The organism is Streptomyces paludis, from assembly GCF_003344965.1.
GTDB lineage: Bacteria > Actinomycetota > Actinomycetes > Streptomycetales > Streptomycetaceae > Streptomyces > Streptomyces paludis.
The window spans coordinates 7,524,648-7,549,107 of record NZ_CP031194.1 but is presented as its reverse complement, the minus strand read 5'-3'; the positions used below and the strand labels follow the sequence as shown (position 1 = coordinate 7,549,107).

23 protein-coding genes and 1 riboswitch are annotated in these 24,460 nt (G+C 73.0%); of the genes, 16 read left to right on the top strand and 7 right to left on the bottom strand.

Annotation, left to right across the window (positions count from 1 at the left end; translation table 11 throughout):
- Window positions 1–9: 9 nt before the first annotated feature.
- The 4 genes from DVK44_RS33090 to DVK44_RS33080 form a co-directional block, all read right to left on the bottom strand.
- The gene (locus DVK44_RS33090) at window positions 10–1,410 is read right to left on the bottom strand and encodes an NtaA/DmoA family FMN-dependent monooxygenase (protein WP_114664301.1); all 1,401 of its coding nucleotides are present in this window, start codon (window positions 1,408–1,410) and stop codon (window positions 10–12) included.
- Window positions 1,411–1,428: 18 nt separating this feature from the next.
- On the bottom strand, window positions 1,429–2,682 hold the full coding sequence (locus DVK44_RS33085) for an LLM class flavin-dependent oxidoreductase (RefSeq protein WP_228447714.1): 1,254 nt from the start codon (window positions 2,680–2,682) through the stop codon (window positions 1,429–1,431).
- Between the two features lie 93 nt (window positions 2,683–2,775).
- Window positions 2,776–2,901 (bottom strand): putative leader peptide, encoded by a 126-nt coding sequence (locus DVK44_RS37765; protein ID WP_269439635.1) that lies wholly within the window; start codon window positions 2,899–2,901, stop codon window positions 2,776–2,778.
- Window positions 2,902–3,028: 127 nt separating this feature from the next.
- The gene (locus DVK44_RS33080; protein ID WP_114664299.1) at window positions 3,029–3,802 is read right to left on the bottom strand and encodes a GNAT family N-acetyltransferase; all 774 of its coding nucleotides are present in this window, start codon (window positions 3,800–3,802) and stop codon (window positions 3,029–3,031) included.
- A 492-nt stretch (window positions 3,803–4,294) separates the two neighbouring features.
- A riboswitch (SAM riboswitch) is annotated at window positions 4,295–4,439 on the top strand.
- Between the two features lie 30 nt (window positions 4,440–4,469).
- On the opposite strand from DVK44_RS33080, the gene DVK44_RS38005 reads away from it, so the two are divergent.
- The 5 genes from DVK44_RS38005 (at window position 4,470) to mtnB (ending at window position 7,756) form a co-directional block, all read left to right on the top strand.
- Window positions 4,470–4,550: a putative leader peptide gene (locus DVK44_RS38005; protein ID WP_408055422.1), complete on the top strand. Its 81-nt coding sequence runs from the start codon at window positions 4,470–4,472 to the stop codon at window positions 4,548–4,550.
- A 137-nt stretch (window positions 4,551–4,687) separates the two neighbouring features.
- Window positions 4,688–5,467, top strand: a complete 780-nt coding sequence (locus tag DVK44_RS33075; RefSeq protein ID WP_114664298.1) for a glutathione S-transferase C-terminal domain-containing protein — start codon at window positions 4,688–4,690, stop codon at window positions 5,465–5,467.
- 371 nt (window positions 5,468–5,838) lie between these two features.
- Complete coding sequence (locus DVK44_RS33070; protein WP_114664297.1) at window positions 5,839–6,438, top strand: 1,2-dihydroxy-3-keto-5-methylthiopentene dioxygenase; 600 nt, start codon at window positions 5,839–5,841, stop codon at window positions 6,436–6,438.
- Window positions 6,435–7,157 (top strand): acireductone synthase, encoded by a 723-nt coding sequence (gene mtnC / locus DVK44_RS33065; RefSeq protein WP_114664296.1) that lies wholly within the window; start codon window positions 6,435–6,437, stop codon window positions 7,155–7,157. Before DVK44_RS33070 ends, mtnC begins: the two co-directional genes overlap by 4 nt.
- A complete protein-coding gene (gene mtnB / locus DVK44_RS33060) occupies window positions 7,154–7,756 on the top strand; it encodes a methylthioribulose 1-phosphate dehydratase (protein WP_114664295.1) in 603 nt (200 codons plus the stop codon). The genes mtnC and mtnB overlap by 4 nt, the downstream gene beginning before the upstream one ends.
- A 61-nt stretch (window positions 7,757–7,817) precedes the next feature.
- Here mtnB and mtnA read toward each other — a convergent pair whose 3' ends face one another.
- The gene (mtnA, locus tag DVK44_RS33055) at window positions 7,818–8,852 is read right to left on the bottom strand and encodes an S-methyl-5-thioribose-1-phosphate isomerase (protein ID WP_114664294.1); all 1,035 of its coding nucleotides are present in this window, start codon (window positions 8,850–8,852) and stop codon (window positions 7,818–7,820) included.
- 425 nt (window positions 8,853–9,277) lie between these two features.
- On the opposite strand from mtnA, the gene DVK44_RS33050 reads away from it, so the two are divergent.
- From DVK44_RS33050 to DVK44_RS33015, 8 genes are read left to right on the top strand one after another with little or no spacing between them, the layout of a single operon-like run.
- Window positions 9,278–10,339, top strand: coding sequence for a BMP family ABC transporter substrate-binding protein (locus DVK44_RS33050; RefSeq protein WP_114664293.1), 1,062 nt, complete (start codon window positions 9,278–9,280; stop codon window positions 10,337–10,339).
- Window positions 10,320–11,936 (top strand): ABC transporter ATP-binding protein, encoded by a 1,617-nt coding sequence (locus tag DVK44_RS33045; RefSeq protein ID WP_114664292.1) that lies wholly within the window; start codon window positions 10,320–10,322, stop codon window positions 11,934–11,936. Before DVK44_RS33050 ends, DVK44_RS33045 begins: the two co-directional genes overlap by 20 nt.
- Before the next feature lie 19 nt (window positions 11,937–11,955).
- Window positions 11,956–13,026, top strand: coding sequence for an ABC transporter permease (locus DVK44_RS33040; protein WP_114665597.1), 1,071 nt, complete (start codon window positions 11,956–11,958; stop codon window positions 13,024–13,026).
- Window positions 13,026–13,904 carry an ABC transporter permease gene (locus tag DVK44_RS33035; RefSeq protein ID WP_114664291.1) on the top strand — a complete coding sequence of 293 codons (879 nt, stop codon included), beginning with the start codon at window positions 13,026–13,028 and terminating at the stop codon, window positions 13,902–13,904. Before DVK44_RS33040 ends, DVK44_RS33035 begins: the two co-directional genes overlap by 1 nt.
- Window positions 13,901–14,653 carry a phosphorylase family protein gene (locus tag DVK44_RS33030; protein ID WP_114664290.1) on the top strand — a complete coding sequence of 251 codons (753 nt, stop codon included), beginning with the start codon at window positions 13,901–13,903 and terminating at the stop codon, window positions 14,651–14,653. The genes DVK44_RS33035 and DVK44_RS33030 overlap by 4 nt, the downstream gene beginning before the upstream one ends.
- Entirely contained in the window at window positions 14,650–16,029 is a 1,380-nt protein-coding gene (locus DVK44_RS33025; protein WP_114664289.1) for an amidohydrolase, read from the top strand. The genes DVK44_RS33030 and DVK44_RS33025 overlap by 4 nt, the downstream gene beginning before the upstream one ends.
- Entirely contained in the window at window positions 16,026–16,691 is a 666-nt protein-coding gene (locus DVK44_RS33020; protein WP_114664288.1) for a sulfite oxidase-like oxidoreductase, read from the top strand. Before DVK44_RS33025 ends, DVK44_RS33020 begins: the two co-directional genes overlap by 4 nt.
- Window positions 16,684–17,454, top strand: coding sequence for a ferredoxin reductase (locus tag DVK44_RS33015; RefSeq protein ID WP_114664287.1), 771 nt, complete (start codon window positions 16,684–16,686; stop codon window positions 17,452–17,454). The genes DVK44_RS33020 and DVK44_RS33015 overlap by 8 nt, the downstream gene beginning before the upstream one ends.
- 57 nt (window positions 17,455–17,511) lie before the next feature.
- Here the strand turns inward: DVK44_RS33015 and DVK44_RS36860 are convergent, their stop codons facing one another.
- On the bottom strand, window positions 17,512–18,249 hold the full coding sequence (locus tag DVK44_RS36860; RefSeq protein WP_181957583.1) for a hypothetical protein: 738 nt from the start codon (window positions 18,247–18,249) through the stop codon (window positions 17,512–17,514).
- Between the two features lie 157 nt (window positions 18,250–18,406).
- Here DVK44_RS36860 and DVK44_RS33005 point away from each other — a divergent pair, with 157 nt between their 5' ends.
- On the top strand, window positions 18,407–22,660 hold the full coding sequence (locus DVK44_RS33005; protein ID WP_114664286.1) for a bifunctional nitrate reductase/sulfite reductase flavoprotein subunit alpha: 4,254 nt from the start codon (window positions 18,407–18,409) through the stop codon (window positions 22,658–22,660).
- A 45-nt stretch (window positions 22,661–22,705) separates the two neighbouring features.
- A complete protein-coding gene (locus DVK44_RS33000) occupies window positions 22,706–23,668 on the top strand; it encodes an alpha/beta fold hydrolase (RefSeq protein ID WP_114664285.1) in 963 nt (320 codons plus the stop codon).
- On the opposite strand, the gene DVK44_RS32995 is transcribed toward DVK44_RS33000, so the two are convergent.
- Entirely contained in the window at window positions 23,652–23,861 is a 210-nt protein-coding gene (locus DVK44_RS32995) for a hypothetical protein (protein WP_228447470.1), read from the bottom strand. The two genes, DVK44_RS33000 and DVK44_RS32995, sit on opposite strands and share 17 nt — an antisense overlap.
- Window positions 23,862–23,985: 124 nt before the next feature.
- On the opposite strand from DVK44_RS32995, the gene DVK44_RS32990 reads away from it, so the two are divergent.
- Window positions 23,986–24,312 (top strand): MFS transporter, encoded by a 327-nt coding sequence (locus tag DVK44_RS32990; protein ID WP_114664284.1) that lies wholly within the window; start codon window positions 23,986–23,988, stop codon window positions 24,310–24,312.
- Window positions 24,313–24,460: the final 148 nt, after the last annotated feature.

Sequence of the window (24,460 nt, the reverse complement as noted above, 5' to 3'; positions counted from 1 at the left end):
GGGCGCTCCTCAGCGGTCGGCGGGCACGGGGGCGGTGGCAGGGGCGGTGACGGGGGCAGGAACCTCGGCCGGTTCGGTCAGGCCGAGGTGGTCGCGCAGTGTGGTGCCGGTGTACTCCGTGCGGTACACACCGCGCTCCTGGAGCAGGGGCACGACCCGGTCGGCGAAGGCGTCGAGGCCGCCCGGGGTGATGTGCGGGACGAGGATGAAGCCGTCGGCGGCGTCGGCCTGGACGAAGTCGTCGATGGTGGCGGCGACGGTGGCCGGGGAGCCGATGAAGTTCTGCCGGTTGCCGGTCTCGATGACCAGGTCGCGGATCGACCACTTGTTGGCCGCCGCCAGCTCCCGCCACTCGCGGACCGTGGCCAGCGGGTCGCGGTACATCCGTACCTGGGCCCGGCCGCGGGCGATGGTGTGTTCGCCGAGGTCGGGCTCGATGTCGGGGAGCGGTCCTTCCGGGTCGTACGCGGACAGGTCCCGGTTCCAGACGAACTCCAGGTGCTTGATGGCCGTGGCCCCGCTCACCTGCGACCGGCGTACCTCGTGGGCGAGTTCCGCCGCCTCGGCGTCGGTGTCACCGAGGACGAAGCTCGCGGCGGGCAGGATGAGCAGCTGGTCGCGGTCGCGGCCGTACCGGGCCAGCCGGTCCTTGACGTCGGTGTAGAACGCCCGGCCCTCCTCGCGGGTGGCGTACCGGCTGAAGATGGCGTCGGCGCTCGACGCGGCGAACTCGCGGCCCTCGTCGGAGTCCCCGGCCTGGAAGATCACCGGGCGGCCCTGCGGGCTGCGCGGGACGTTGAACTGCCCCTGGATGTCGAAGTGCTGGCCCTGGTGCGTGAAGGCGCCGGCCCGCGCGTCCCGCAGGAAGGTGCCGGTGGCGGCGTCGGCGACGATCTCGTCGCCGCGCCAGGAGTCGAAGAGTTCGTTCGCGGTGGTCAGGAACTCCTGGGCGCGCGAGTAGCGCTCGTCCTTGGGCAGGAAGCCGCCGCGCCGGAAGTTCTCGCCGGTGAAGGCGTCCCAGGAGGTGACCACGTTCCAGGCGGCGCGTCCGCCGGAGAGATGGTCGAGGCTGGCGAACTGGCGGGCCACCTCGTACGGCTCGTTGAAGGTGGAGTTGATGGTGCCGGTCAGGCCGAGGTGTTCGGTGACGGCGGCCAGCGCGGCGAGGACCGTGAAGGTGTCGGGGCGGCCCACGACGTCCAAGTCGTATATCTTCCCGCCCTGTTCGCGCAGCCGCAGGCCCTCCGCGAGGAAGAGGAAGTCGAATTTGGCGCGCTCGGCGGTCCGGGCGAAGTGGGCGAAGGAGCTGAACTCGATATGGCTGCCGGCCTCGGGGTCGCTCCAGACGGTGGTGTTGTTGACGCCCGGGAAATGGGCCGCGAGGTGGATCTGCTTGAGCGGCTTGCTCACGGTGGGGCTCCTTCTGGCTCAGGCGGTCGCGGCGGCAGCGGCGTAGCGGTTGGCGGGGCGGGCAAGCCCGAGCAGCCCGCGCAGGATGGTGGCCTCGTACGCCTGGCGGAAGATGCCCCGGCGCTGGAGTTCGGGGACCAGGCCCCGGGTGATCGCCGGCAGGTCGTGTCCGGCGACGGCGGGGCGCAGCCGGAAGCCGGAGAGCCCGGCGGCCTGCAACTCCTGCAACAGATCGGCCAGTTGCGCGGGATTTCCGGTGAAGATCCGGGCGTCGCTCGTGTACGGCTCCCCCGCGAGGGCGTCCAGTCGCTCCCGGCGGGCCGCGGCCTCGGCGGGGTCGTCGTCGAGGAAGACCACCAGATCGCCGAAGATGTGCAGGGTCTCGTCCGCGCGGCCGGCGGCCCGCTGCTCGGCGCGGATCTCCTCGACGATGGCCCGGGCCTGGCCGGCGTCGTGCGGGGTGACGTAACCGATGTCGGCGGACCGGGCCACCAGCCGGTACGGGAGGGGCGCGTGGGCCAGTGCGCTGACGATCGGCTGGCCCTGGGGCGGGCGGGGGGTGATCGAGGGGCCCTTGACGCTGAAGTGCCTGCCCTCGAAGTCGATGTAGTGCAGTTTGTCTCGGTCGATGAAGCGGCCGGTGGCGACGGACCGGATCTCCGCGTCGTCCTCCCAGCTGTCCCAGAGCCGGCGCACGACCTCGACGTAGTCGGCGGCCTCGTCGAAGAGTTCGGCGACCGTCTCCTGTACGGCCGGCGTGTCGTAGTCCTCCCAGCGGATGGGGGGAACCGTACGGCGTCCGAAGTGCGCGGCCTCGTTCGGGCGTGCCGAGACCTGGACGCGCAGGCCCGCGCGGCCGGTGCTCACATAGTCGAGGGTGGCGATCGCCTTGGAGAGGTGGAAGGGCTCGGTGTGGGTGGCCACCACCGTCGGCACCACACCGATGTGGCGGGTCAGCGGGGCGACCCGCGCGGCGATGAGGACGGCGTCGAGCCGGCCGCGGACCTGGTCGGTGCGGTCGTCGGGCTCGGTGAAGGCCGAGGACTGGAGGCCGAGCGCGTCCTCGATGGTCACGAAGTCGAGCAGCCCGCGCTCGGCCTCGGTGACGAGGTCGGTCCAGTAGGCGGCGGTGAGCAGTTCACGGGGGCGGGCGACGGGCTCGCGCCAGGCGGCCGGGTGCCAGCCGGCGCCGTCGAGGGCGACGGCGAGGTGCAGCGGGGCGGGTACGGGGGACTCGGGTGCGGAGGAGGACTCGGGTGCGGAGGAGGACACGGGAGTGACGGACACGGCGGTGACGCCTTCCTGATCAGCCGTAACGAGGGAGCCGGCCCCCGGACGAGGGGGTGCGGCCGCGAGAACAGCGGGTCAGGGGCGACAGAGCGCGCCGGCCACCCGCAGCAGGTCGATATGCGTCCGGGAGTACAGATGCAGACGGCGCGGCGCGGTGGGCGCGGCGGGTCCCTGGGCGCGGTGACGGAACACGGGACGCATGTGCCTCACCTCCGCCCTCTCCGTCCGGTGGCCCGGTGGCCCGGTCCTCCCGGGGCCCTGTCCGGCCCGGCACGGCGCGGCGCTTCGACGGCGCGCCGCCCGCTCGTCGCCAGGCTCAACAGCACGGCTACGCCTTTTCTTCCGGCCGCGCGGCTTCTTCTTCCGCGTGCGGTGTGCGGACGAGCACGAACCGCGTACGGCGGCGCAGGGTGAAGCCGATCGACTCGTAGAGCCGGATCGCGCCGGTGTTGCTCGCCGCCGCGTGGAGGAAGGGGGTGTCGCCGCGTTCCCTGATGCCCGCCGCGACCGCGCGGACCAGCCGTGTGGCCAGGCCGCGGCCCCGGTGGTCCGGGTGGGTGCAGACGGCGCTGATCTCGGTCCAGCCCGGTGGGCGCAGCCGTTCGCCGGCCAGCGCGATCAGTCTGCCGCCGTCCCGGATGCCGAGGTAGGTGCCCAGTTCGACGGTACGGGGCAGGAAGGGGCCCGGTTCGGTGAGGGCGATCAGGGCGAGGATCTCGGGTACGTCGGCGGGCCCGAGCCGTACCGCCTCGGGCGCGGGTTCGGCGTACAGCGCGGTGTCGACCAGCTGCACGCCCTCGCCGTTCTGTACGGTCTCCCAGCCGGCCGGCACGGTCCGGATCCCGGTGACCGGGGTGACGGTGCCGGGGCCGACGAGCGCGGCCAGGTCGTCCCAGGCGCGGGGGTCGTCGGGGTCCGCCAGGGCGGTGAACGGGGAGACGTCCACGGGGTAGCGGGCGGCCCGGCCGACGCGCTCGGCGAGATGGGCGTGCGGGCCGGTCAGCGCGGCCCAGGCGGCGTTGTCCAGGAGGTGCGGTGCCGCCGCCGGGCCGGGGAGCGGGCCCGAAGTGGGGTACGGGGCGCGGTGGATGCTGGTGGACATGACGGTGCGGGGTCTCCCTGTCTGGAACGCGGCGGGGCGCGGTCGGGGTGCGCCGTGCTTCGGCGGCGGAGGGGTCCGGCGGAAACGGACCCGGACGCTGACGCGCGTGCGGAATCCTCCGGAGCGCGGGAGCGGGGGGCACACCGCAACCACGGTGTCAGTGGCTGTCGGACGCCCGGGAAACGGTCAGCGTCGACAGAGGCCGCGGCATACGGCGGCACAACAACCGGCGGCACACGGCGCGCTGTTGAGACACGGCGGGGCGACGGTGCGGTCCGTGCGCAGCGGGCCGCGGCCGGGGCGCGGCTGTGCGGCCGTACCGTCAGCTGCGCGCATGGCTGTCGCCCTCACTCTTCCGCCCCCGAGGGGATCTCATGGTCGCCGCACGGTATGCATGCCCCGAAAAGGATGTCAACGCGAGTGACCACCACGTGAGACCGTACGCGCGGCCTTCTTGACGGCGTCACGGAGCGCGCCCAGACTGGCGTGGACGGTCACGATTGTCAGCGCCACGGCGCGGGTTCGTCCCGCTCCCGTGGTCTTCGGCCCCGGCCCGCCGACAGGCAACCCTTCCACCGCGACGGGGTGCTCCGGGTGACGACCGGGTTCCGCCGACGCGGCGGGACAAGCGCGGTCTCGCGTCTCGCGGGCCCCGAGGGTAGGACGGGTGGCACGGGTGGCACTGCCGCGGAACGGCTTGACGAGGCGCCTGCACATCGATCTCCAGCGGGTCTCCAGCGCCTACTGATCCGTGACCGGTCCGTCCGATCCGGACCGGTGCGCGGCAGCGCGGTCGCCCGCAGTCGCCCTCGCACGTCACCCCCGCATCAGGCCCCTGACGCCCACAAGGCCGCGGTGGCCTCCTCGTTCCCCCAAGGGAGAGTCATGCCCGAGACAGCTTCGCGCAGCGCCGGCGCCGCCACTACCCGTGGCTGCCGGCAGAGTCAGTCCGCCTCGGGGCCCCGGCCCGGGACGGCCGCGACCCGCACCCGTCCGTACCGCTTCCGCAGCCGGATCGGCGTCGGCCTCGCCGGCGGCTTCTACCCGGTGCCGCACCGCTACGACCTCTTTCTGCGGGCGAGCTGTCCCCGCTCGCTGCGTATCTCGATCACTCTCGGCCTGCTCGGCCTCGACGGTTCGGTCGCCACCACACTCCTGACCCACCCCGCCGAGACGCCCGACGCCTTCGCGTCGCTGCGTGGCGCGTACGAGGCCACGGTGCACCACTACGACGGCCCGCTGACGGCGCCCGCGCTGCGCGACCGCTGGAGCGGGCGCATCGTCAGCAACCGCACCTCCGACATCCTCGGCGACCTGGCCGGCCCGCTCTCCTGCTCGGACGGCTCCCGCCCCGTCCTGCACCCGCCGGCCCTCGCCCCGGAGATCGACACACTCCGCGATCTGCTGGACCGGAACGTCACCCCGGCCGCGCCGGCCGCCGCGCGATCGTCGGCACTGAGCCTGCTGGAGCACCAACTCACCAGAACGAGCCACGCGTTGGGCGATGACCTGACGGCCGCGGATGTGGACCTGTGGGTGGCGCTCGTCCCCCTCGTCCCGGCCGGCACCCTCAGCGCGTACCCTCGGCTCCGGGAGTACGTACGCCGCCTCGGCGACCACCCCGCCTTCCGGGGCAGCAGCGGCGCGGTGCCCGACGCGGCCTGAGCCCCGCGGTTCGCGCACGGTGTTGTGCACACCGCGCGCGGGCGGGGCGCTGAGCAACATCGGTGGACGGCTTCTCATGGAGTGAGACAACGCCTTCGCCGCACGTGCCCGCCCGTACCGCCGGGGGTTACCATTCCGGGACCGGCACCCGGCCCGGGACAGTGAGGCATCCGATGGGAACACCAGGCGCGACAGCGGTACGACGCTGTACCGGCGCGGCGTGCGGCGATTGACACCACGCCCCGCCCGGCCGCGCGCCCCGTACCACCGCCTCCCGTCCGCTCCGGCCCCGTGTCCGCCATTCGGACACAGCCCGCCGCCACCGCCGCGCCTCATCCCGTACATCCCTTCCACCTTCCGGAGTTGTTTCCATGACCCTGCTGACGACGTGGCCGGAGTCGGGCCCCGAGACCACCGTGCGCCGCACCGCCGACCCCGTGGAGATCGCCGCCGCGCTCGCGCCGCTCGGTGTGCGCTACGAGCAGTGGCCCGTGCGCGAGGAACTCCCCGAGGACGCCGGCAGCGACGCCGTCTTCGCCGCCTACGGGCCGGAGATCGACAGGCTGAACGCCGAGGAGGGTTTCACCACGGTCGATGTCCTCGGGCTGCACCCGAGCGACGATCCCGAGTACCCGGTGAAGGCGAAGGCCGCACGGGAGAAGTTCCTCCAGGAGCACACGCACGAGGACGACGACGAGGTCCGCTTCTTCGTCTCGGGCTCCGGGATCTTCTATCTGCACGTCAACGGCGAGGTGCACGCCGTGTTCTGCGAGAAGGGCGATCTGCTGGGCGTACCGCGCGGCACGACCCACTGGTTCGACATGGGCACCGCGCCGGCGTTCACCGCGATCCGGTTCTTCCACGAGGAGGACGGCTGGATCGGCAGCTTCACCGGCTCCGCCATCGCCGCGCGCTTCCCCGACTACGACACGATCGCGGCCGGGTACGCGAAGGACCGGGCGGCGGTGTGAGCCTCCGGTTCGAGGTGGACGCCGTGGTGCTCGACATCGAGGGCACCACGAGCGCCACCGGATTCGTCGTCGATGTGCTCTACCCGTACTCGCGCTCCCGCTTCGCGGCGCTGCTCGCGGAGCGGGCGGACGACCCGGAGGTGGCCCGCGCGGTCGCGGGCGTGCGGGAGCTGCTCGGCGAGCCGGACGCGGACGCCGTACGGGTGGAGAAGGCGCTCGGCCAGTGGCTCGACGAGGACCGCAAGGCCACGCCGCTCAAGACCCTCCAGGGGATCGTCTGGTCCGAGGGGTTCGCCCGGGGCGAGCTGGTCTCGCACTTCTACGACGACGTGGTGCCCGTGCTGCGGCGCTGGCACGCCGACGGCGTACACCTGCATGTGTACTCGTCCGGGTCCGTGGCCGCGCAGCGGGCGTGGTTCACGAGCAGCCCGGAGGGCGACCTGCTGCCGCTCGTGTCCGGGCTGTACGACACGGAGAACGCGGGCCCCAAGCAGGAGCCGGAGTCGTACCGCCGTATCGCGGCGGCGACCGGCGGCGTACCGGAGCGGCTGCTGTTCCTCTCCGACCGGCCGGGCGAGCTGGACGCGGCCCGGGCCGCGGGCTGGCACGCGGTCCGGATCCGGCGGCCGGGCGAGCCGTACTACGAGCAGGACCTCGGCGGCCACCCCGAGGCGGGGACGTTCGACGAGATCACCATCAGCGCAAGGAGCAACCCGTGACCACCTCCGCACCCGACATCGAAGAGGCCGGGGCCGTACTGGCCGCCGAGTCCGCGCGTTTCGCGTCGTTCGGCTGGATGCGGGGGACGTCCGGCAATCTGTCCGTCGTGGTGTCCCGCGATCCGCTGCGGCTCGCGGTCACGGCGAGCGGCCACGACAAGGGCGAGCTGACGCCCTCGGACGTGGTGCTGGTGGACGCCGAGGGGGCGGCGGTGGCCGGGGGCCGGCCGTCGGCCGAGGCCGCGCTGCACGCGCGGGTCGCCGCGCTCACGGGGGCGGGGGCGGTCGTCCACGTGCACACCGTGGCGTCGGTGGCGATGGGACGCCGTTCGCCCGGGGGCATCGTCCTGAGGGACCTGGAGATGCTGAAGGGGGTCGGGCAGCCCGCCCACGATGTGGAGGTGACCCTGCCGGTCATCGTCAACAGCCAGGACATGGGCGTCCTCGGCGACCGGCTGGAGGCGGCCCGGGACCCGCGGATGCCCGCGGTGGTCGTGGCGGGCCACGGCCTGTACGTCTGGGGCGACACTCCGCGCCAGGCCCGGCACCACACCGAAGTCGTCGAATGGCTGCTGGAGTTGGAGCTGACGGAGCGCTGAGCGAGGCAGAGGTCGCGTAACACACGGCCGGGGCCGGGGCTGCCCCGGCCCCGGCCGTGTGTTACGCGGAGACCTCGTCCGCCGGGACCTCGCCCGCCGACACCTCCAGCACACCGCGCTCCGTGACCAGCCCCGTCACCAGCCGCGCCGGCGTCACGTCGAACGCCGGATTGTGGCCGCGGGAGCCGGGCGGAGCCGTCCGTACCCCCGCCCACTCCAGCACCTCGTCCTCACCGCGCAGCTCGATGTGGATATCGGCCCCGGACGCCGTGGACAGGTCCACCGTCGTCGTGGGCGCGGCCACCAGGAACGGGATCCCCGCGTCGGCGCAGGCCAGCGCGACGCCCACGGTGCCGACCTTGTTCGCGACATCCCCGTTGGCGGCGATCCGGTCGGCTCCGACGATCGCCGCGTCCACCCGGCCGCTCAGGATCGTGCCGGCGGCGGCGCCGTCGGCCTGGACGTAGTGGGTGATGCCCTCCTGGGCGAGTTCCCAGGCCGTCAGCCGTGACCCCTGCAACAGGGGCCGGGTCTCGTCCACGTACACGGCCTCCAGCAGGCCCCGGGCGTGCAGCTCGCGGATGACACCGAGCGCGGTGCCCCACCCCGCCGTGGCCAGCGCGCCGGTGTTGCAGTGGGTCAGGATCCGCAGCGGCCGGTCCACCCCGGTCCGTTCGACGAGCCAGTCCGCGCCGTACGCGCCCATCGCGCGGTTCGCCCCGATGTCCTCGCGCTGTACGGCCGCGGCCTCGGCCAGCACCGCGTCGAGGCCCTCGTCGAAGCGGGTCATGACACGGTCGACACAGACCATGAGATTGACCGCGGTGGGCCGTGCCGCGCGGACCCGCGCGACGGCCGCCAGCACCTCGTCGCGCGACCGGCCCTCGCGCTCCCCCTCGATCATCGCGAGCGCCACCCCGTACGCGCCCGCCGCGCCGATCGCCGGGGCACCCCGCACCACGAGCCGCTGGACCGCGTCCACCAGCGCGTCCACACCGTCGATCCGGCGGATCTCGGTGGCGTGCGGAAGGACGGTCTGGTCGATCAGCGAGAGGGCGTTTCCGGTCCACTCGACGGCGCGCAGTTCCTGGGTCATGGCGGGGGCTCCTGAATGTTCCGAAGGTGCGCGACACCGTACATGACCTCGGGGAACCACACTTCGAGACGGTCGCACGGGTGTCCGGAAACCGGTGTTAAAGTCCAGCACCCGCGGTTGAGCGGGCCCGAGCGACGTCCGAGTGGCGTCCTGGTGTCGTCCGAGTGACATCCCGAGCGAAGGAGGACGTGTTGCCGCTGACCAAGCGCCGCTTCCTCGACCACGGCCGATGCGCCAGTGACGGCTGTCGCCGCTGTCCCGCGTGTCGCTGATCCCGCTCGGCAGCTCCGCCGCCCCCGGTCCGTGGCCCGCCACGCACCTCTCGGCCACGCATCTCCATGAAGCTTCGCGGCTCCCGCACGAGCCGCACCCCCGCACCCCCCGTGTCCCCACTCCCCCGCCGTACCGCCCCGGAAGGCCGCCCCATGTCCCGTAGAACCCGTTCACTCCAGTTCGCCGCCGCGGCGGCCGGCACCCTGCTCCTCGTCACCGGCTGCAACGCGGCGGCGAAGAACACCGACACCTCCGACGCCGGGAGCGGCACCGCCGCCAAGGACGCGAAGTCCTTCACCCTGGTGACACCGGACCCGGTGGGCCAGAACGAGTTCCTCAAGCTCGCGATCGAGGGTGTGAAGACCGCGGCCAAGGCGCACAGCGGGACGCAGAAGGTCTACCAGTCCTCCGACACCGCCTCCCAGCAGCAGAACGTGCAGGCCGCGGTCGACGCCGCGCCGGACGTGATCGTGCTGGTCGGCTTCGAGTTCGCCGACCTCGTCGCCCAGCAGGCCGAGGCGCACCCGAAGCAGCAGTTCCTGATGATCGACGCGTGCACGGCGAAGACGTTCAAGAACGTCAGCTGCGCCGTCTTCCGTGAGCACGAGGGCGTCTATCTGGCGGGCGCCGAGGCCGGGCTGCTCAGCAAGAGCGGCAAGGTCGGCGCGGTCGACGTGCTCGACACCCCGCAGTTCCGGCGCTACAGCGACCCGTTCGCGGCCGGCGCCAAGGAAGTCGCCCCCAAGACCTCCGCGAGCACCCGCTTCGTCGGCGGCCAGTCCCCGTTCGACGACTCGGCGCGCGCCAAGGAGCAGGCGAACTCGCTGCTCGCCAAGGGCACCGACCAGATCATGGCGGCCGCCGCGGCCGGCAACTACGGCGTCTTCGAGGCGGCCAAGGCCAAGGGCGCCTTCGCGTACGGCGTGGATGTCAACCAGTGCCCGTCGGCCCCCGGCACCGTCGTCGACAACGTGATCAAGAAGACCGATGTCGCCGTCGCCGAGGGCATCGAGCAGGTCCTGAACGGCAAGGCGGGCCAGACGGTCTCGTACGGTCTGAAGGAGGGCGGCATCAGCCTCACGGGTCTGGAGGACGGGGTGGACTCCTCCCAGTGCGTGATCGCCGACCACAAGGACGTGCTGAAGAAGGTCGAGGCGCTGCGCGACCGGATCGTGGCCGGAGAGCTGACGGTCGATGACCCGGCCGCCAAGTAACGCTGCCGCCACGGCGGAGGCCGGTGCCACGGCCCCGGCCTCCGCCGTGGCCGTGGAGCTGCGGGGCATCACCAAGCGCTTCCCCGGCACGCTCGCCAACGACCGTGTCGATCTGACCGTACGGCGCGGTGAGATCCACGCGCTGATGGGCGAGAACGGCGCCGGGAAGTCCACGCTGATGTCCGTGCTGTACGGGATGGAGCGGCCGGACGCCGGCTCGATCCATGTCGACGGGCGCGAGGTGTCCTTCGCGAGCCCGAGCGCGGCGATGGCCGCCGGGCTCGGCATGGTGCACCAGAACTTCAAGCTGTTCGACTCGCTGACGGTCACCGAGAACGTCGTCTACCGGGCCGAGCCGCGCCGCTTCGGCCTGGTGGACCGCGCGGCGGCCCGGCGCCGGGTGCGTGAACTCGCCGAGGAGTACGGGGTCTCCGTCGATCCGGACGCCCGGGTCGGCGCGCTGCCGGTCGGGCTGCGGCAGCGCGTGGAGATCCTGAAGCTGCTGCACCGGGGCGCCCGGACGCTGATCCTCGACGAGCCCACGGCGGTGCTGACCCCGGCCGAGGCCGACGCCCTGTTCGCGGTCCTGACGACGCTGACCGGGCAGGACCGTACGGTGATCCTCGTCACGCACAAGCTGCGCGAGGTGCTCGAAGGCAGCGACAACGTCACGGTGCTGCGGGACGGGCGGGTGGTCGCGCGGCTGCGTACGGCCGACACCAGCGCCGACGCGATCGCGGCGGCGATGACCGGCCGCGCGGTCGATCTCGACCGGGTCCACCCGGCGGGGACGCCCGGGGAGGCCGTCCTCGATGTCGAGGGGCTGAGCACCACGGGGGTGCACGGGGTCGGGCTGACCGTCCGCGCGGGCGAGATCGTCGGGGTCGCGGGCGTGGCGGGCAACGGCCAGAGCGAGCTGGTGGAGGCGCTCGCCGGGCTGCGGCCGGTCACCGCGGGGCGGATCGGCCTCAAGGGGACGGACATCACCCACGCCTCGGCCACCGAGCGGCGCGCGCGGGGCCTCGCCTACGTACCGGAGGACCGCCACGCGGTCGGCACCGCGCCCGCCGCGACCATCGCGGAGAACCTGGCCATGGGCCACCACCGCGCCTCGCTCTCCTCCCGTCGCGGGCTGCTGCCGCCCGCCGCCGTACGCGCCCACGCACAGCGCCTCGTCGAGCGGTTCGGCATCAAGGCGGCCACGCCCGACGTGCCCGCCTCGGCACTGTCGGGAGGCAACCTCCAGAAGCTGCTGATCGGCCGCGAACTCACCCACGAGGCACCGCTGCTGCTGGTCGAGCAGCCCACGCGCGGGGTCGACATCGGGGCGATCCAGGCCATCCACGACGAGCTGATCGCCTATCGCGACGCGGGCCACGCCGTGCTCCTCGTCTCCGCCGAACTCAGCGAGATCCGCGGCCTCGCCGACCGGGTCCTGGTGATGTACGAGGGCCGGGTGACCGCCTCGTACGGCAAGGCGGAGGCGGACGAGGCGACGCTGGGGCTCGCGATGGCGGGCGGGACGACGTCCCCCGCTGTGCCCGCGTCCACAACAGCGCCCGCCCCGCTCAACGCCACCGCGCCGGAACGAGACTGACATGGCCCGTAGGACCGACATGGCCCGAATAACGGGGGCACTGCGCTCCCCCGTCACCTTCTCCATCCTCGCCGGGCTCGTCATCGGGGCGCTGTTCCTGGTGGGGACGGGGGCCGATCCGTTCGCCGCCTACGGGGCCGTCGTCACCGGCGCGCTCGGGGCCGACGGGATCGGCGCCACGCTCACCACCGGCACCAGTGTGCTCGGGATGGCGCTGGCCCTGGCGATTCCGCTGCGGGCCGGACTCATCAACCTGGGCGGGGACGGTCAGATGGTGCTCGGCGGTATCGCCGCGGCCGTCACCGGTCTGTACGTACCGCTGCCGGCGCCGCTGGCCGTCGTGCTCGCCCTGGCCGCCGGGATCGCGGCGGGCGCGGCCTACGCGGCGGTGGCCGCGCTCTGCGAGAACCGCTTCGGGGTGCCGCTGCTGGTGAGCAGTCTGCTGCTGAGCTATCCGGCCACGGCGTTCGCCTCGTATCTGGCGCGCTATCCCCTCAAGGAGCCCGGCTCCAGTCTGCCGCAGACGCGCCGGCTCCCCGAGGGCGTGGCCCTTCCCGTGTTCGGCTCGTCGACCGTGACGCTCGGGCTGCTGCTCGTGGTACTGGCCGCGGTCGTGTACTGGTTCGTCGACCGGCGCACGGTGGCCGGGTACGAGATCCGGATGACCGGCCTCAACTCCCGCTTCGCGGCGTACGCGGGGGTGGAGCGCAAGGGGCTCACGCTCCGGCTGATGGCGACCTCGGGCGGGATCGCCGGGCTGGTCGGCGCGATCGGCGTGCTGAGCTTCCCGTACCGCTTCCTCGACGGCGCGCTCACCGCGCCCGGCTATACGTGGACGGGGCTGACGGCGGCGCTGCTCGCGGCGGCGGCCCCGCTGGGCACGGTGCTGGCCGCGTTCTTCTTCGCCGTCCTCCAGGTGGGCGGGCTCGCCATGGAGCGCACCACCGAGGTGCCGCGCGAGCTGACGCAGGTGCTCCAGGCCATCGTCATCGTGTTCCTGGCGGCCCGGCTGCGCTTCCCGCGCCGGCGCGGCGGGGCGGCGGAGAAACCCGCCGCCCAGGAACCCGTTCCCCAGGGGGAGTCCGTCTGATGTTCTTCGACTCCGATTTCCTCATGTCGGCGCTGCGCGCGCTGACGCCGATCCTGCTCGCCGCGCTCGGCGGCGCCGTGTGCGAGCGCGCGGGCGTCTTCAACATCGGCCTCGAAGGCATGATGCTGATGGGCTGCTTCACGGCCGTGGCGACGAGCTGGTTCACCGGCAGTCCCTGGCTCGGGGTGCTGGCCGCCGCGCTGGCCGCCGCCGCGTACTCGCTGATCCTCGCCGTCGGCGCGGTCACCCTGCGCGGTGACGCGGTGGTGCTGGGCATCGCGATGAACCTGCTGGCCGTGGGTCTGACGAGCTTCCTGCTGCGGACGGTCTTCGGGGTGCAGGGCACCTTCGGCGATCCGTCGCTCGCCGGGCTCCCGCTGGTCGGGGGCTTCTCCCCGCTCGCGTATCTGGCCTGGGCGTCGGTCGGGGTGGCGGCGCTGATGCTGTCGCGGCACGTGTGGGGACTGCGGCTGCGCGGGGTCGGTGAGGCACCCGACGCGGCGGCCACCCTCGGGGTGAGCCCGACGCGGTACAAGTACGCGGCGGTGCTGGTCTCCGGTGTGCTGTGCGGGCTCGCCGGGGCGCAACTGGCCCTGGGGAACGTGACGCTGTTCTCCGAGAACATGACCGCGGGGCGCGGCTGGATCGCCGTCGTCGCGGTCATGCTGGGCCGCGCGCTGCCCATCGGCGTGCTGCTCGCGGCGCTGCTCTTCGGTCTCGCCGAGGCCGCGGGCTTCCGCCTTCAGGGCCTCGGTCTGCCCCAGCAGGCGACCGACGCCGCGCCGTACGTCGTCACACTCGGCGCTCTCTTCCTCAGCACGGCACAGCGGCGCCGCCGCGACAGCCGTACGAGCCGTCCGACGGGAGTCACCTCATGACCCACGACCCGCTGCCCATCACCCGTATACCCCGTGCCGGGCTGCCGCCGTACGCGGTCGTCGTGGGCGACCCGGCGCGCGCGGCGGCGGTCGCCGCGCTGCTCGACGACGCGCGGGAGGTCTCGTACCACCGTGAGTACCGTACGTTCACCGGGAGTTGGCGGGGGCTGCCGGTCACGGTGGCCTCGCACGGGGTCGGTGGCCCGGGCGCGATCCTGCTCTTCCAGGAGCTGGCGGACGCGGGGGTACGAACGATCCTGCGGTTCGGTACGGCGGGCGCGATGCGGCCCGGGATCGGTGACGGCGACCTGGTCATCGCGGAGGCGGCGGTCCGGGACGACGGGGTCACCCAGCAGATCCTGCCGCCGGAGTACCCGGCGGTGGCCACCCCCGAGGCGGTGCTCGCGCTCCAGCGCGCCGCCCGTGAGCAGGGCGCGCCGCACCACCGGGGTGTCGTGTGGACGCGGGCCGTCTTCCAGCCGGGGCTGATCCCGCTGACCTCGTACGAGGGAGCGGGGCTCGCGGCGATCGAGATGGAGCTGTCCGCGCTGTTCGTCGCGGGCGGTCTGCGGGGGCTCACCACGGGCGGGGTGCTCGTGATCGACGGTGCCAACGCCGACGAACTCGTCGACGAGGAGGCCACCGGGGGCTACAACCCGCACCGCGACGCGGTCGCGGCCGGGGTGGAGCGCGGCAGTGTGGTCGCGCTGGAGGCGCTGCGGCTGCTGGCGTCGGAGGACGCCCGATGAGCGGTGCCGATACGAGCGATGTCGATGTGAGCGGTGTCGATGTGAGCGGCGTCGATGTGAGCGGTGTCGATCTGCTGGTGCACGGCGGCACCGTCCTCACCGTCGACGCGGCCGGCACGGTCGTACCGGACGGCGCGGTGGCCGTCCGCGACGGCGAGATCCTCGCCGTCGGGCCGGCGACGGACCTGCGCGCCCGGTACACGGCGGCCGAGGAGATCGACGCGCGCGGTTGCCTCGTCCTGCCCGGCCTGGTCAACACCCATACGCATCTGGCGATGACACTGCTGCGCGGACGGGCGGACGATGTGACGCTCCAGGGCTTCCTGGAGCGGGTGATCCGCTGGGAGAGCCGGCTGCTGTCGGAGGACAACGTCGCCGCGGCCGTCCGGGCGGCCGTCGCGGAGAGCGTCCGGGCCGGGGTGACCACGGCGCTCGACATGTACTGGTTCCACGAGGCGGCCGAGCGGGTCGCGCGCGAGGCGGGCTGGCGGCTGCTCACCGGACCGACCTTCATGGACGTGCCCGGCCCGGCCGACGGCATCGCCTACGCGGACCGGCTGGAGTGGGCGCGCCGGGATCTCGCCGGCCGCCCGGTCCTGCCGGGCGTCCGGCCGGTGCTCTTCGCCCACTCCGCCTATACGCTCTCGCCCGGCCAGCTGACCGATATCGCGGCGCTGGCACGGGAGTTCGGCGCGCTGCTGCATATCCACGCGGCGGAGAACGCGAGCGAGGTCGCCACCGTCGAGGAGCGTTACGGCAAGCGCCCGGTGGAGCTGCTCAACGCGCTGGGGCTGCTCGGTCCTGATCTGCTGCTGGCGCACACGGTGGAGCTGACGGACGCCGAGATCGCCGCGCTGGCCCGGACGGGCACCTCGGTCGCCCACTGCCCGGTGTCCAATCTGAAACTGGGCTGCGGGATCGCCCCGGTGCCCCGGCTGCTGGACGCGGGCGTCACCGTCGGGCTCGGGACGGACGGCGCGGTCAGCTCCAACACACTGGATGTGCTGGGCGCCGTACGGCAGGCCGCGCTCATTCACAAGGCGGCCGGGGACCCGACCGCGGTCGGCGCGGAGCAGGCGGTGCGGATGGCCACGATCGAGGGTGCCCGCGCGCTGGGTCTGGGCGACGAGCTGGGCTCGCTGGAGGCCGGAAAGCGCGCCGACCTGGTCGTGCTGGACCTGGCGGCGCCCCATCTGCGCCCGCTGCACGATCCGTGGTCCACACTCGCGTACGCCGCGCACTCCTCCGACGTACGGGACACGGTCGTCGACGGGCGGGTCCTGCTGCGCGACCGGGTGCTCGGGCCGTGGGACGAGGCGGAGGTCCTGGCCGGTCTGGAGGCACTCGCCACCGCTCCGGAGGTGCCGTCCGTATGAGTGTGGACCGTACGAGTGTGAGCCGGCCAAGTGTGAACCGTGCGAGTGTGAGCCGTACGGGTGTGACCAGAGGCTTCACCGGACGCGCGCGTGTCCCCAACGCGGGGCTGCCGCCCGGTCAGTACGACGCGGGCGACGACTGGCCCGTGCTGTCCGCCGAGGTCACCCCCCAACTGGCCCCGGAGGACTGGACGCTGACCGTCGGCGGGCTGGTCGCCGAGGCGCGCACCTGGACCTGGGACGAGGCGCACGCGCTGCCGTCGTCCGTGTACCGGGGGGACATCCACTGTGTGACGGGCTGGTCGAAGTTCGGGGTGCGGTTCGGGGGTGTGTCGGTGGACGCGTTCCTCGATGCCGCGCGCCCGTCCCCCGGCGCGACACACGCCGTCGTCCACTCGTACACCGGCTACACCACGAATCTGCCGCTGGCGGATCTGACCGGCGGGCGGGCCTGGATCGTCTGGGAGTACGGGGACGGGCCGCTGCCCGCCGAGCACGGCGGCCCGGCGCGGCTGATCGTGCCGCACCTGTACTTCTGGAAGAGCGCCAAGTGGGTGGCGGGTCTGCGGATCCTCGACCACGACGAGCCGGGTTTCTGGGAGCTGAACGGCTACCACGACCGCGGCGATCCCTGGAAGGAACAGCGTTACTCCGGTGACTGACCCACAGACGGCCGGGACCTTCGTCCCCCCGGCCCGCTTCGCCGTGCCCGGACGGATCGTCGCGAGCAACCGCGCGGCGGCGCTCTGGCAGCGCGCGACCCTCACGGAGATCCGCCGCGAGACACCGCGCGCGGCGACGTTCCGCTTCGCCGTGCCCGGCTGGACGGGCCATCTGCCCGGGCAGCACCTGATGCTGAGGCTGCGCGCGGCGGACGGCTACACCGCCCAGCGGCACTACTCGATCGCGTCCCCGCCCGACGACGCCGGGCACATCGAGCTGACCCTCGACCATGTGGCGGGCGGTGAGGTGTCCGGCTGGTTCCACACCGTCGCCAGGCCCGGCGACGAGATCGAGGTGCGCGGCCCGCTCAGCGGCTTCTTCGCCTGGCCGGGCGACCGGCCCGCGCTGCTCATCGGGGCCGGCTCCGGCGTCGTACCCCTGATCTCCATGGTCCGGCACCGCCGCGCGCGGGCGCTGACCGTGCCGCTGCGCCTGCTGGTCTCGGCCCGCGGTCCCGGGGACCTCATCTACGCGGCGGAGTACGGCGCCGAGACCACGCCCGTGTTCACCCGTACCGCGCCGGAGGGGGCGCCCGTGGGCCGGATCTCGGCCGCCCAGGTGGCGGCGCTGCTGGCCGACGGGCCGGAGGAGGGCTGGGAGGCGTATGTGTGCGGCTCGAACGCATTCGCCGAGCACGCCTCGCGTCTGCTGGTCGCGGCGGGCCAGCCGGTGGACCGGATCCGTATCGAGCGCTTCGGCTGACCTCCCGGAGGCCCGCGCCGCGCCGCCGCGACCACGCGTTCAGCGGGCACCACGCGTTCAGTGGCGGACCTTCGCCCACCGTTCGTGCGTGGTCCACACATGGCGGAACCGCCCGGGCCCCCTCTCCGCCCACACGCCTTCCGGATAGCCCGGGAACGGGGAGACCCAGACGATGACCCGCCCCTCCACCCTCCGTGAACCGAGATCGATCCGGCGTATCTGCTCGATCGCGACGAGCGGCAGACCGGGATGGACCTCCAGGACCGCGACATCGTCGGGCCCGGACAGATGCGCGACGCCCGAGCCGCTCCCCTGCAAGGTGATGAGCCCCTCGACGAGCGAACGGAACTCCTCCACCGTGCGGCGCTTCCCGGCCTCCCGCTCCGCCGCCTCCCGGCGCTCCCGGCCGCGCCGGGTCGCCATCCTGCGGCGGGTGCGTCGCCACAGTGTTCCCGTGCGGGCGGTGGCCTCCTCGGCGGCCCGCTCGCCGAGGCTGGTCACGAAGGACTGGACGAACGTCCCGGCCGCCGCACTGACCACGGCCGTCCCGGTGATGGTGAGCCAGTCGTCGTCCAGGGCCGTCCCCGCCGTGACGAACTCCGTATCGGAGTGGTACGCCGCGGCGAAGTGCTCGGCGGCCAGCTGCCCTTGTGCGCTGTGGCCGTGGTCGGTTCCGCCGCTGTGCCCGCTGTGGTGCGACCCGCCCGAACCGTGGCCGCCGTACCCGTGGTCGCCACCGCTGTCGTGGTCGCCACCGCCTCCGTGATCGTCCCCGTACCCGTGGTCATCGCTCATACCGGTGGTATGCCCCGGCGCGCGGCAACCGCACCCGACGGCCTCACACCCTCGCGGCGCGGGGAGTGCGCCGGGTGTAACCATGGATGATCCAGAGGCGTGACGGGCCGGAAATCCGGTCTTTCTACGGTACGGAGCGTGGGGCCGCGCCGCGTGTATGCGGCCCGTGTACGCGGCACGAGGTGGAGGTTCGGTGACAGCCGGCGCGAAGAAGGACAGCGTCCGTACGGTCTGTTCGTACTGCGGGGTCGGCTGCGGGATCGTGCTGGACGTGGTGCGGGATCCCGTCGACGGCCGGCGCCGGGCGGCGAAGGCTTCGGGGGACAAGGCCCATCCCGCGAACTTCGGGCGCCTGTGCACCAAGGGCGCGACCAGCGCGGACATGATGGCCTCGGCCGGGCGGGCGGACACGGCCCTCGTACGGCCCGAGCGCGGCGCCCGGCCGGTCGCGACGGACACGGACGAGGCCATCACGGCGGTCGCCGGCCGGCTGCGGGCGATCCTGGACGAGCACGGCCCGGACGCCGTGTCCTTCTATGTGTCCGGGCAGATGTCCCTGGAGGCGCAGTACCTGGCGAACAAGCTGGCCAAGGGCTTCGTCCGGACGAGCCGGATCGAGTCGAACTCCCGGCTGTGCATGGCCTCCGCGGGCACCGGTTACAAGCTGTCGCTGGGCGCGGACGGCCCGCCCGGCTCGTACGAGGACTTCGACCGCGCCGACACCTTCTTCGTCATCGGTGCCAACATGGCCGACTGCCATCCGATCCTCTTCCTGCGCATGATGGACCGGGTCAAGTCCGCCGGGGCCCGGCTGATCGTCGTCGACCCTCGGCGCAACGCCACCGCCGACAAGGCCGATCTCTTTCTGCCGATACGGCCCGGCACCGATCTCGCCCTGCTGAACGGCCTGCTGCATCTGCTGGTCGAGAACGGCCACACCGACGAGGAGTTCATCGCGGCGTTCACGGAAGGCTGGGAGGAGATGCCCGCCTTCCTCGCGGACTACCCGCCCGCGAAGGTCGCGGAGATCACCGGTATCCCCGAGCGCGACATCCGGCTGGCCGCGCGGTGGATCGGTGAGTCCGGCGCGTGGATGAGCTGCTGGACCATGGGCCTGAACCAGTCCACCCACGGCACCTGGAACACCAACGCCCTGGTCAATCTGCACCTCGCCACCGGCGCCCTCTGCCGCCCCGGCGCCGGCCCCTTCTCGCTGACTGGCCAGCCCAACGCCATGGGCGGGCGGGAGATGGGCTACATGGGTCCCGGGCTGCCCGGCCAGCGATCGGTCCTGGTGGACGCCGAGCGCGCCTTCACCGAGAAGCTCTGGAACATCCCCGAGGGCTCCCTGCGGACCGAGGCCGGGCAGGGCACGGTCGAGATGTTCGAGCGGATGGCCGCCGGGGAGATCAAGGCGTGCTGGATCATCTGCACCAATCCGGTCGCCTCGGTCGCCAACCGCAAGACCGTCATCGCCGGTCTGGACGCGGCCGAACTGGTCATCACCCAGGACGTCTTCGCCGACACCGAGACCAACGCGTACGCCGATGTGGTGCTGCCCGCGACCCTGTGGGCGGAGTCCGACGGTGTCATGGTCAGCTCCGAGCGGAACCTCACCCTCGTGCCGGGAGTCGTCGACCCGCCCGGACAGGCCCTGCCCGACTGGGAGTTGATCGCGCGGGTGGCCCGCGAGATGGGCTTCGCCGACGCGTTCGGGTACACCTGCGCCGAGGAGGTGTTCGAGGAGCTGAAGCAGGCGTGGAACCCCACGACCGGCTGGGACCTGCGCGGGGTGACCTACGAGCGGCTGCGCGCCACCCCCGTCCAGTGGCCGGCCCCGGCCGCCGACGGCCCGGACCGCAACCCGATCCGCTACCTCAACGACGGTGTCAGCCAGCGGCTCCTGGTGCGCGAGGACGGCTCGCGCCCGCGCCTGGCCTTCCCGACCGCGAGCGGACGCGCGCGGTTCTTCGCCCGTCCGCACCTTCCCGCCGCCGAACTCCCCGACGACGATTACCCGTTCCTCCTCAACACGGGCCGTCTTCAGCACCAGTGGCACACGATGACCAAGACCGGAAAGGTCGCCAAGCTCGCCAAGCTCAACCCCGGCCCGTTCGTGGAGGTCCATCCCGAGGACGCCGCGGCCCTCGGCGTCGGCGCGGGCGATCATCTGGAGATCGCCTCCCGGCGCGGACGGGCGGTGCTGCCCGCGGTGGTGACCGACCGGGTCCGGCCGGGCACCTGCTTCGCGCCGTTCCACTGGAACGATCTGTCCGGCGAGTATCTGAGCGTCAACGCCGTCACCAACGACGCCGTCGACCCGCTCTCCTTCCAGCCCGAGTTCAAGGTCTGCGCCGTCACCCTCACCGTCGTGCCGGCCCCGGTCCCGCCCCCGGCGACAACGGCCGTTGCCCCGGCGCCCGCTGTGCGCCCGGCGACGACGGCCGTTGACCCGGTCCACGCGCTCGCCGCCCTGTTCGGCATCGGCTCCGGCGCGGGCGCGGTTGCGGGCATGGGTGCGGGTGCGGGCGCGGGCGGCGTGCTCGGTCCCGTACCGCTGTCGGCGCCGGAGCGCCAGTACCTCTCGGGCTATCTCGCCGGGCTCGCCGCGGTCCCGCCCGACGGACGCGTCCCCGTCCTGCCGCCGGGCGCGCCCGTCGACCCGGACCGTGCCCTGTGGGTGAACGGCGTTCTCGCCGGTACGTTCGCCCGCGCCGCCCCGGCGGCCACCGCCCCGCCCGCCGACGCCCCATCCGCCGACACCGCGCCCGACGCCCGCCGTCTGGTCGTCCTGTGGGCCTCCCAGACCGGCACCGCCGAGGAGTTCGCCGCCCGCGCCGCCGCGCGTCTCGCCCGGACCGGCCGTACCGCCGAGCTGCTGCCCATGGCCGACGCGGCCCCGGACCGCCTCACCACCGAAGCCGATCTGCTCATCGTCACCAGCACCTTCGGCGACGGCGACGCCCCCGACAACGGCGCCGGCTTCTGGCAGACGCTCTCCGGCCCGGCGGCCGGACGGCTGACGGGAGTGCGTTACGCGGTCCTCGCCTTCGGTGACTCCGCCTACGACGACTTCTGCGGCCACGGCCGCCGGCTCGACGAACGCCTCGACGCCCTCGGCGCGACCCGGCTCGTCCCGCGCGTCGACTGCGAGCCCGACTACGAGGAGGCCGCCGAGCGCTGGCTGGGCCAGGTTGTCACCGCCCTGGCGACGGCCAACGACCGGCACCCCGCGCCCGCCGCTACACCCGCGCCCGTCGGTCCCCCGCCGTCCACTCCGCCGCCCGGCGGCTTCACCAAGACCTCGCCGTTCGCCACCCTGCTCATCGGCAACAAGCTGCTCAGCCTGCCCGGCTCCCAGAAGGAGGTCCGGCAGTTCGCCTTCGACACCCGTAACGGTGAACTCTCCTACGACGCCGGGGACGCCCTCGGCGTCTGGCCGACCAACGGCGCCCCGCTCGTCGCGGAGTGGCTCGCCCTCACCGGACTCTCCCCCGACGAGCCGGTCGCCCTCGGCGACGGCGCGCCCCTCCCCCTCGGGGAGGCCCTGCGCACCCGGCTGGACATCGCCCGTGTCACCACCGGCCTGCTCGCGTTCGTGGCGGAGCGCACCGGGAGCCACGAGCTGCGGCGGCTGCTGCGGCCGGGCAACAAGGACGCGCTGGCGAAGTGGAGCTGGGGCCGCCAGGCCGCCGATGTGGTCGCCGCGTACCCCGTCCGCGCCTCGGCGGCGGAGTGGGCGGGGGTGCTCAAGCGCCTCCAGCCCCGGCTGTACTCCATCTCCTCCAGCCCGCTCGCCCATCCGGGCGAGGTCCGGGTCACGGTCTCCGTCGTCCGCTACACCAACGACCTCGGCCGCGACCGCAAGGGCGTGTGCTCCACCTATCTCGCCGACCGCGCGGACGACGGGCCCGTGCAGGTCTTCGTCCAGCGCTCACCGCACTTCCGCCCGCCCGCCGACCCCGCCGCCCCCATGATCATGGTCGGGCCCGGTACGGGGGTGGCGCCCTTCGTCGGCTTCCTCGAAGACCGCCGGGCCCGCGGTCACACCGGCCCCAACTGGCTCTTCTTCGGCGAGCAGCGCCGGGCCACGGACTTCTACTACCGCCAGGACCTGGTGGCGGAGCAGGCGTCCGGCCGTCTCGACCGTCTCGACCTGGCCTTCTCCCGCGACCAGCGCAACAAGGTCTATGTCCAGGACCGGATGCGCGAACACGGTCCCCGGCTGTGGCAGTGGCTCCAGGACGGCGCCCACTTCTATGTCTGCGGTGACGCGGGCCGGATGGCCAAGGACGTCGACCGGGCGCTCAGGGACATCGCCGTCACCCACGGCGGCATGAACACCGACGAGGCCGCCGCCTACGTCAGACGCCTGACCGCCGACAAGCGCTACGCCCGCGATGTCTACTGACGGCCTGACAGTGCCGGCGGGACGTCCGGCACGTACGCTCGGGGCATGGTCGAGCATCGCATGGTCGAGGTGAACGGCGTCCGTCTGCATATCGCCGAGCAGGGCGAGGGCCCGCTGGTCGTGCTGCTGCACGGCTTCCCCGAGTCCTGGCACTCGTGGCACCGCCAGTTCGGCCCGCTGACCGCCGCCGGCTACCGTGTCGTCGCCCCCGACCAGCGCGGATACGGCAGCAGCGACCATCCCGACGATGTCGGGGCGTACAGCATCCTCCACCTCGTCGGCGATGTCGTCGCGCTGATCGCGGCGCTGGGCGAGAAGCAGGCGTATGTCGTCGGCCACGACTGGGGCGCGCCGGTCGCCTGGCACACCGCGCTGCTGCGGCCGGACCTGGTGCTCGGGGTGGCCGGGCTGAGTGTGCCGCCGCCCTTCCGGGGGACGAGGCCGCCGCTGGCCGCCATGGAGCAGAGGTTCGGCGGCCGTTTCTACTGGAACTACTTCAACCGCCCGGGGATCGCCGACGCCGAGTTCGGCAAGGACGTGCGCACCACCCTGCGCAAGTTCCTCTACTCGGCGTCCGGATCGGCACCGTACTCCGGCGAGATCAAGCAGCCGCTGGTCCGGGCCGGGCAGGGCTGGCTCGCGGACATGCCGGACCCGGAGGTGCTGCCCGAGTGGCTGACCGAGGACGATCTCGACGCCCTGACGGAGAGTTTCTCCCGGGGCTTCACCGGGGCGCTCAACTGGTACCGCAATCTGGACCGCAACTGGGAGCTGACCGCTCCCTGGCACGGCGCCGTCGTCACCCGGCCCGCCCTGTACCTGTACGGCGACCGCGACGCCGTACCCGCCTTCCCCGGCACCCCCGAACTCATCGCGCGGCTTCCCGCGCTGATGCCCGGCCTGACACGTCCGCCGGTGGAGCTGGCGGGCTGCGGCCACTGGACCCAGCAGGAGCGCCCGGACGAGGTGAACGCGGCGCTCGTCGCGTTCCTCAGGGCCTGCGCCTGAACCGGGCGGTCCGGGTCTGCCACACCTTGCCGCGGGCCGGGTCCGGGTCGCGGGCGAAGAAGACCACCCCGGCGACGGAGGTGGTGAGCATCAGCAGCACCATGCCGACCGTGGCCACACCGGCCATCGAGCCGAACACACCGACCACCGGGTGCTCAGGACAGAGGCACTCCTCGGCGTGGTCGCGGCTCATGGCTCCGCCTTGTCCGGCACCGGTGAGATCGTCGCACCGGCCGACAGCAGTCTCTCCGGTCGAGGACTCCGAGGTGTGAGAGCGCCAGGCCGCGGACAACGGCGCGGCGGCCCGCGCGCCGCTGGTGGAACTGCTCGCCGGCCGGTACCGGCGCGACATGCTCCAGGTCTTCGTCCTGACGTCCGGCTTCTGGTTCCCGGTGAATATCTCCGTCGCCCATCTCCCCATCGTCCTGGCCACCGGCGACACACCGGTGAGCAGCAAGGGGATCGCTATGGCGTTACTGGTGGCGGGGGTGTTCAACGCGGCGGCGGCGCCGCGCTACGGGATGCTCTCCCAGCGGATCGGCCGCCGGAACTTCTCCATCTGGTACGGCGTCGCCGCCGCGGTGATCACGCCCGCCCTCTGCTTCCTGGCGATCGGGGGCCGGGATCGGTCCGGAAACCCGTGACGTCGACACGTCGGCCGATCCGCCGGCCTCGTCCACCGGGTGACTTCGTCACATCCGGAACGCGAGAGGCTCCAGCAGCGATCCCATAGGGGCGCCGGACCGGGCTTTCGGCCGGTCGGGCGCCCCTCGCGCTACCAGCGGACGGCGC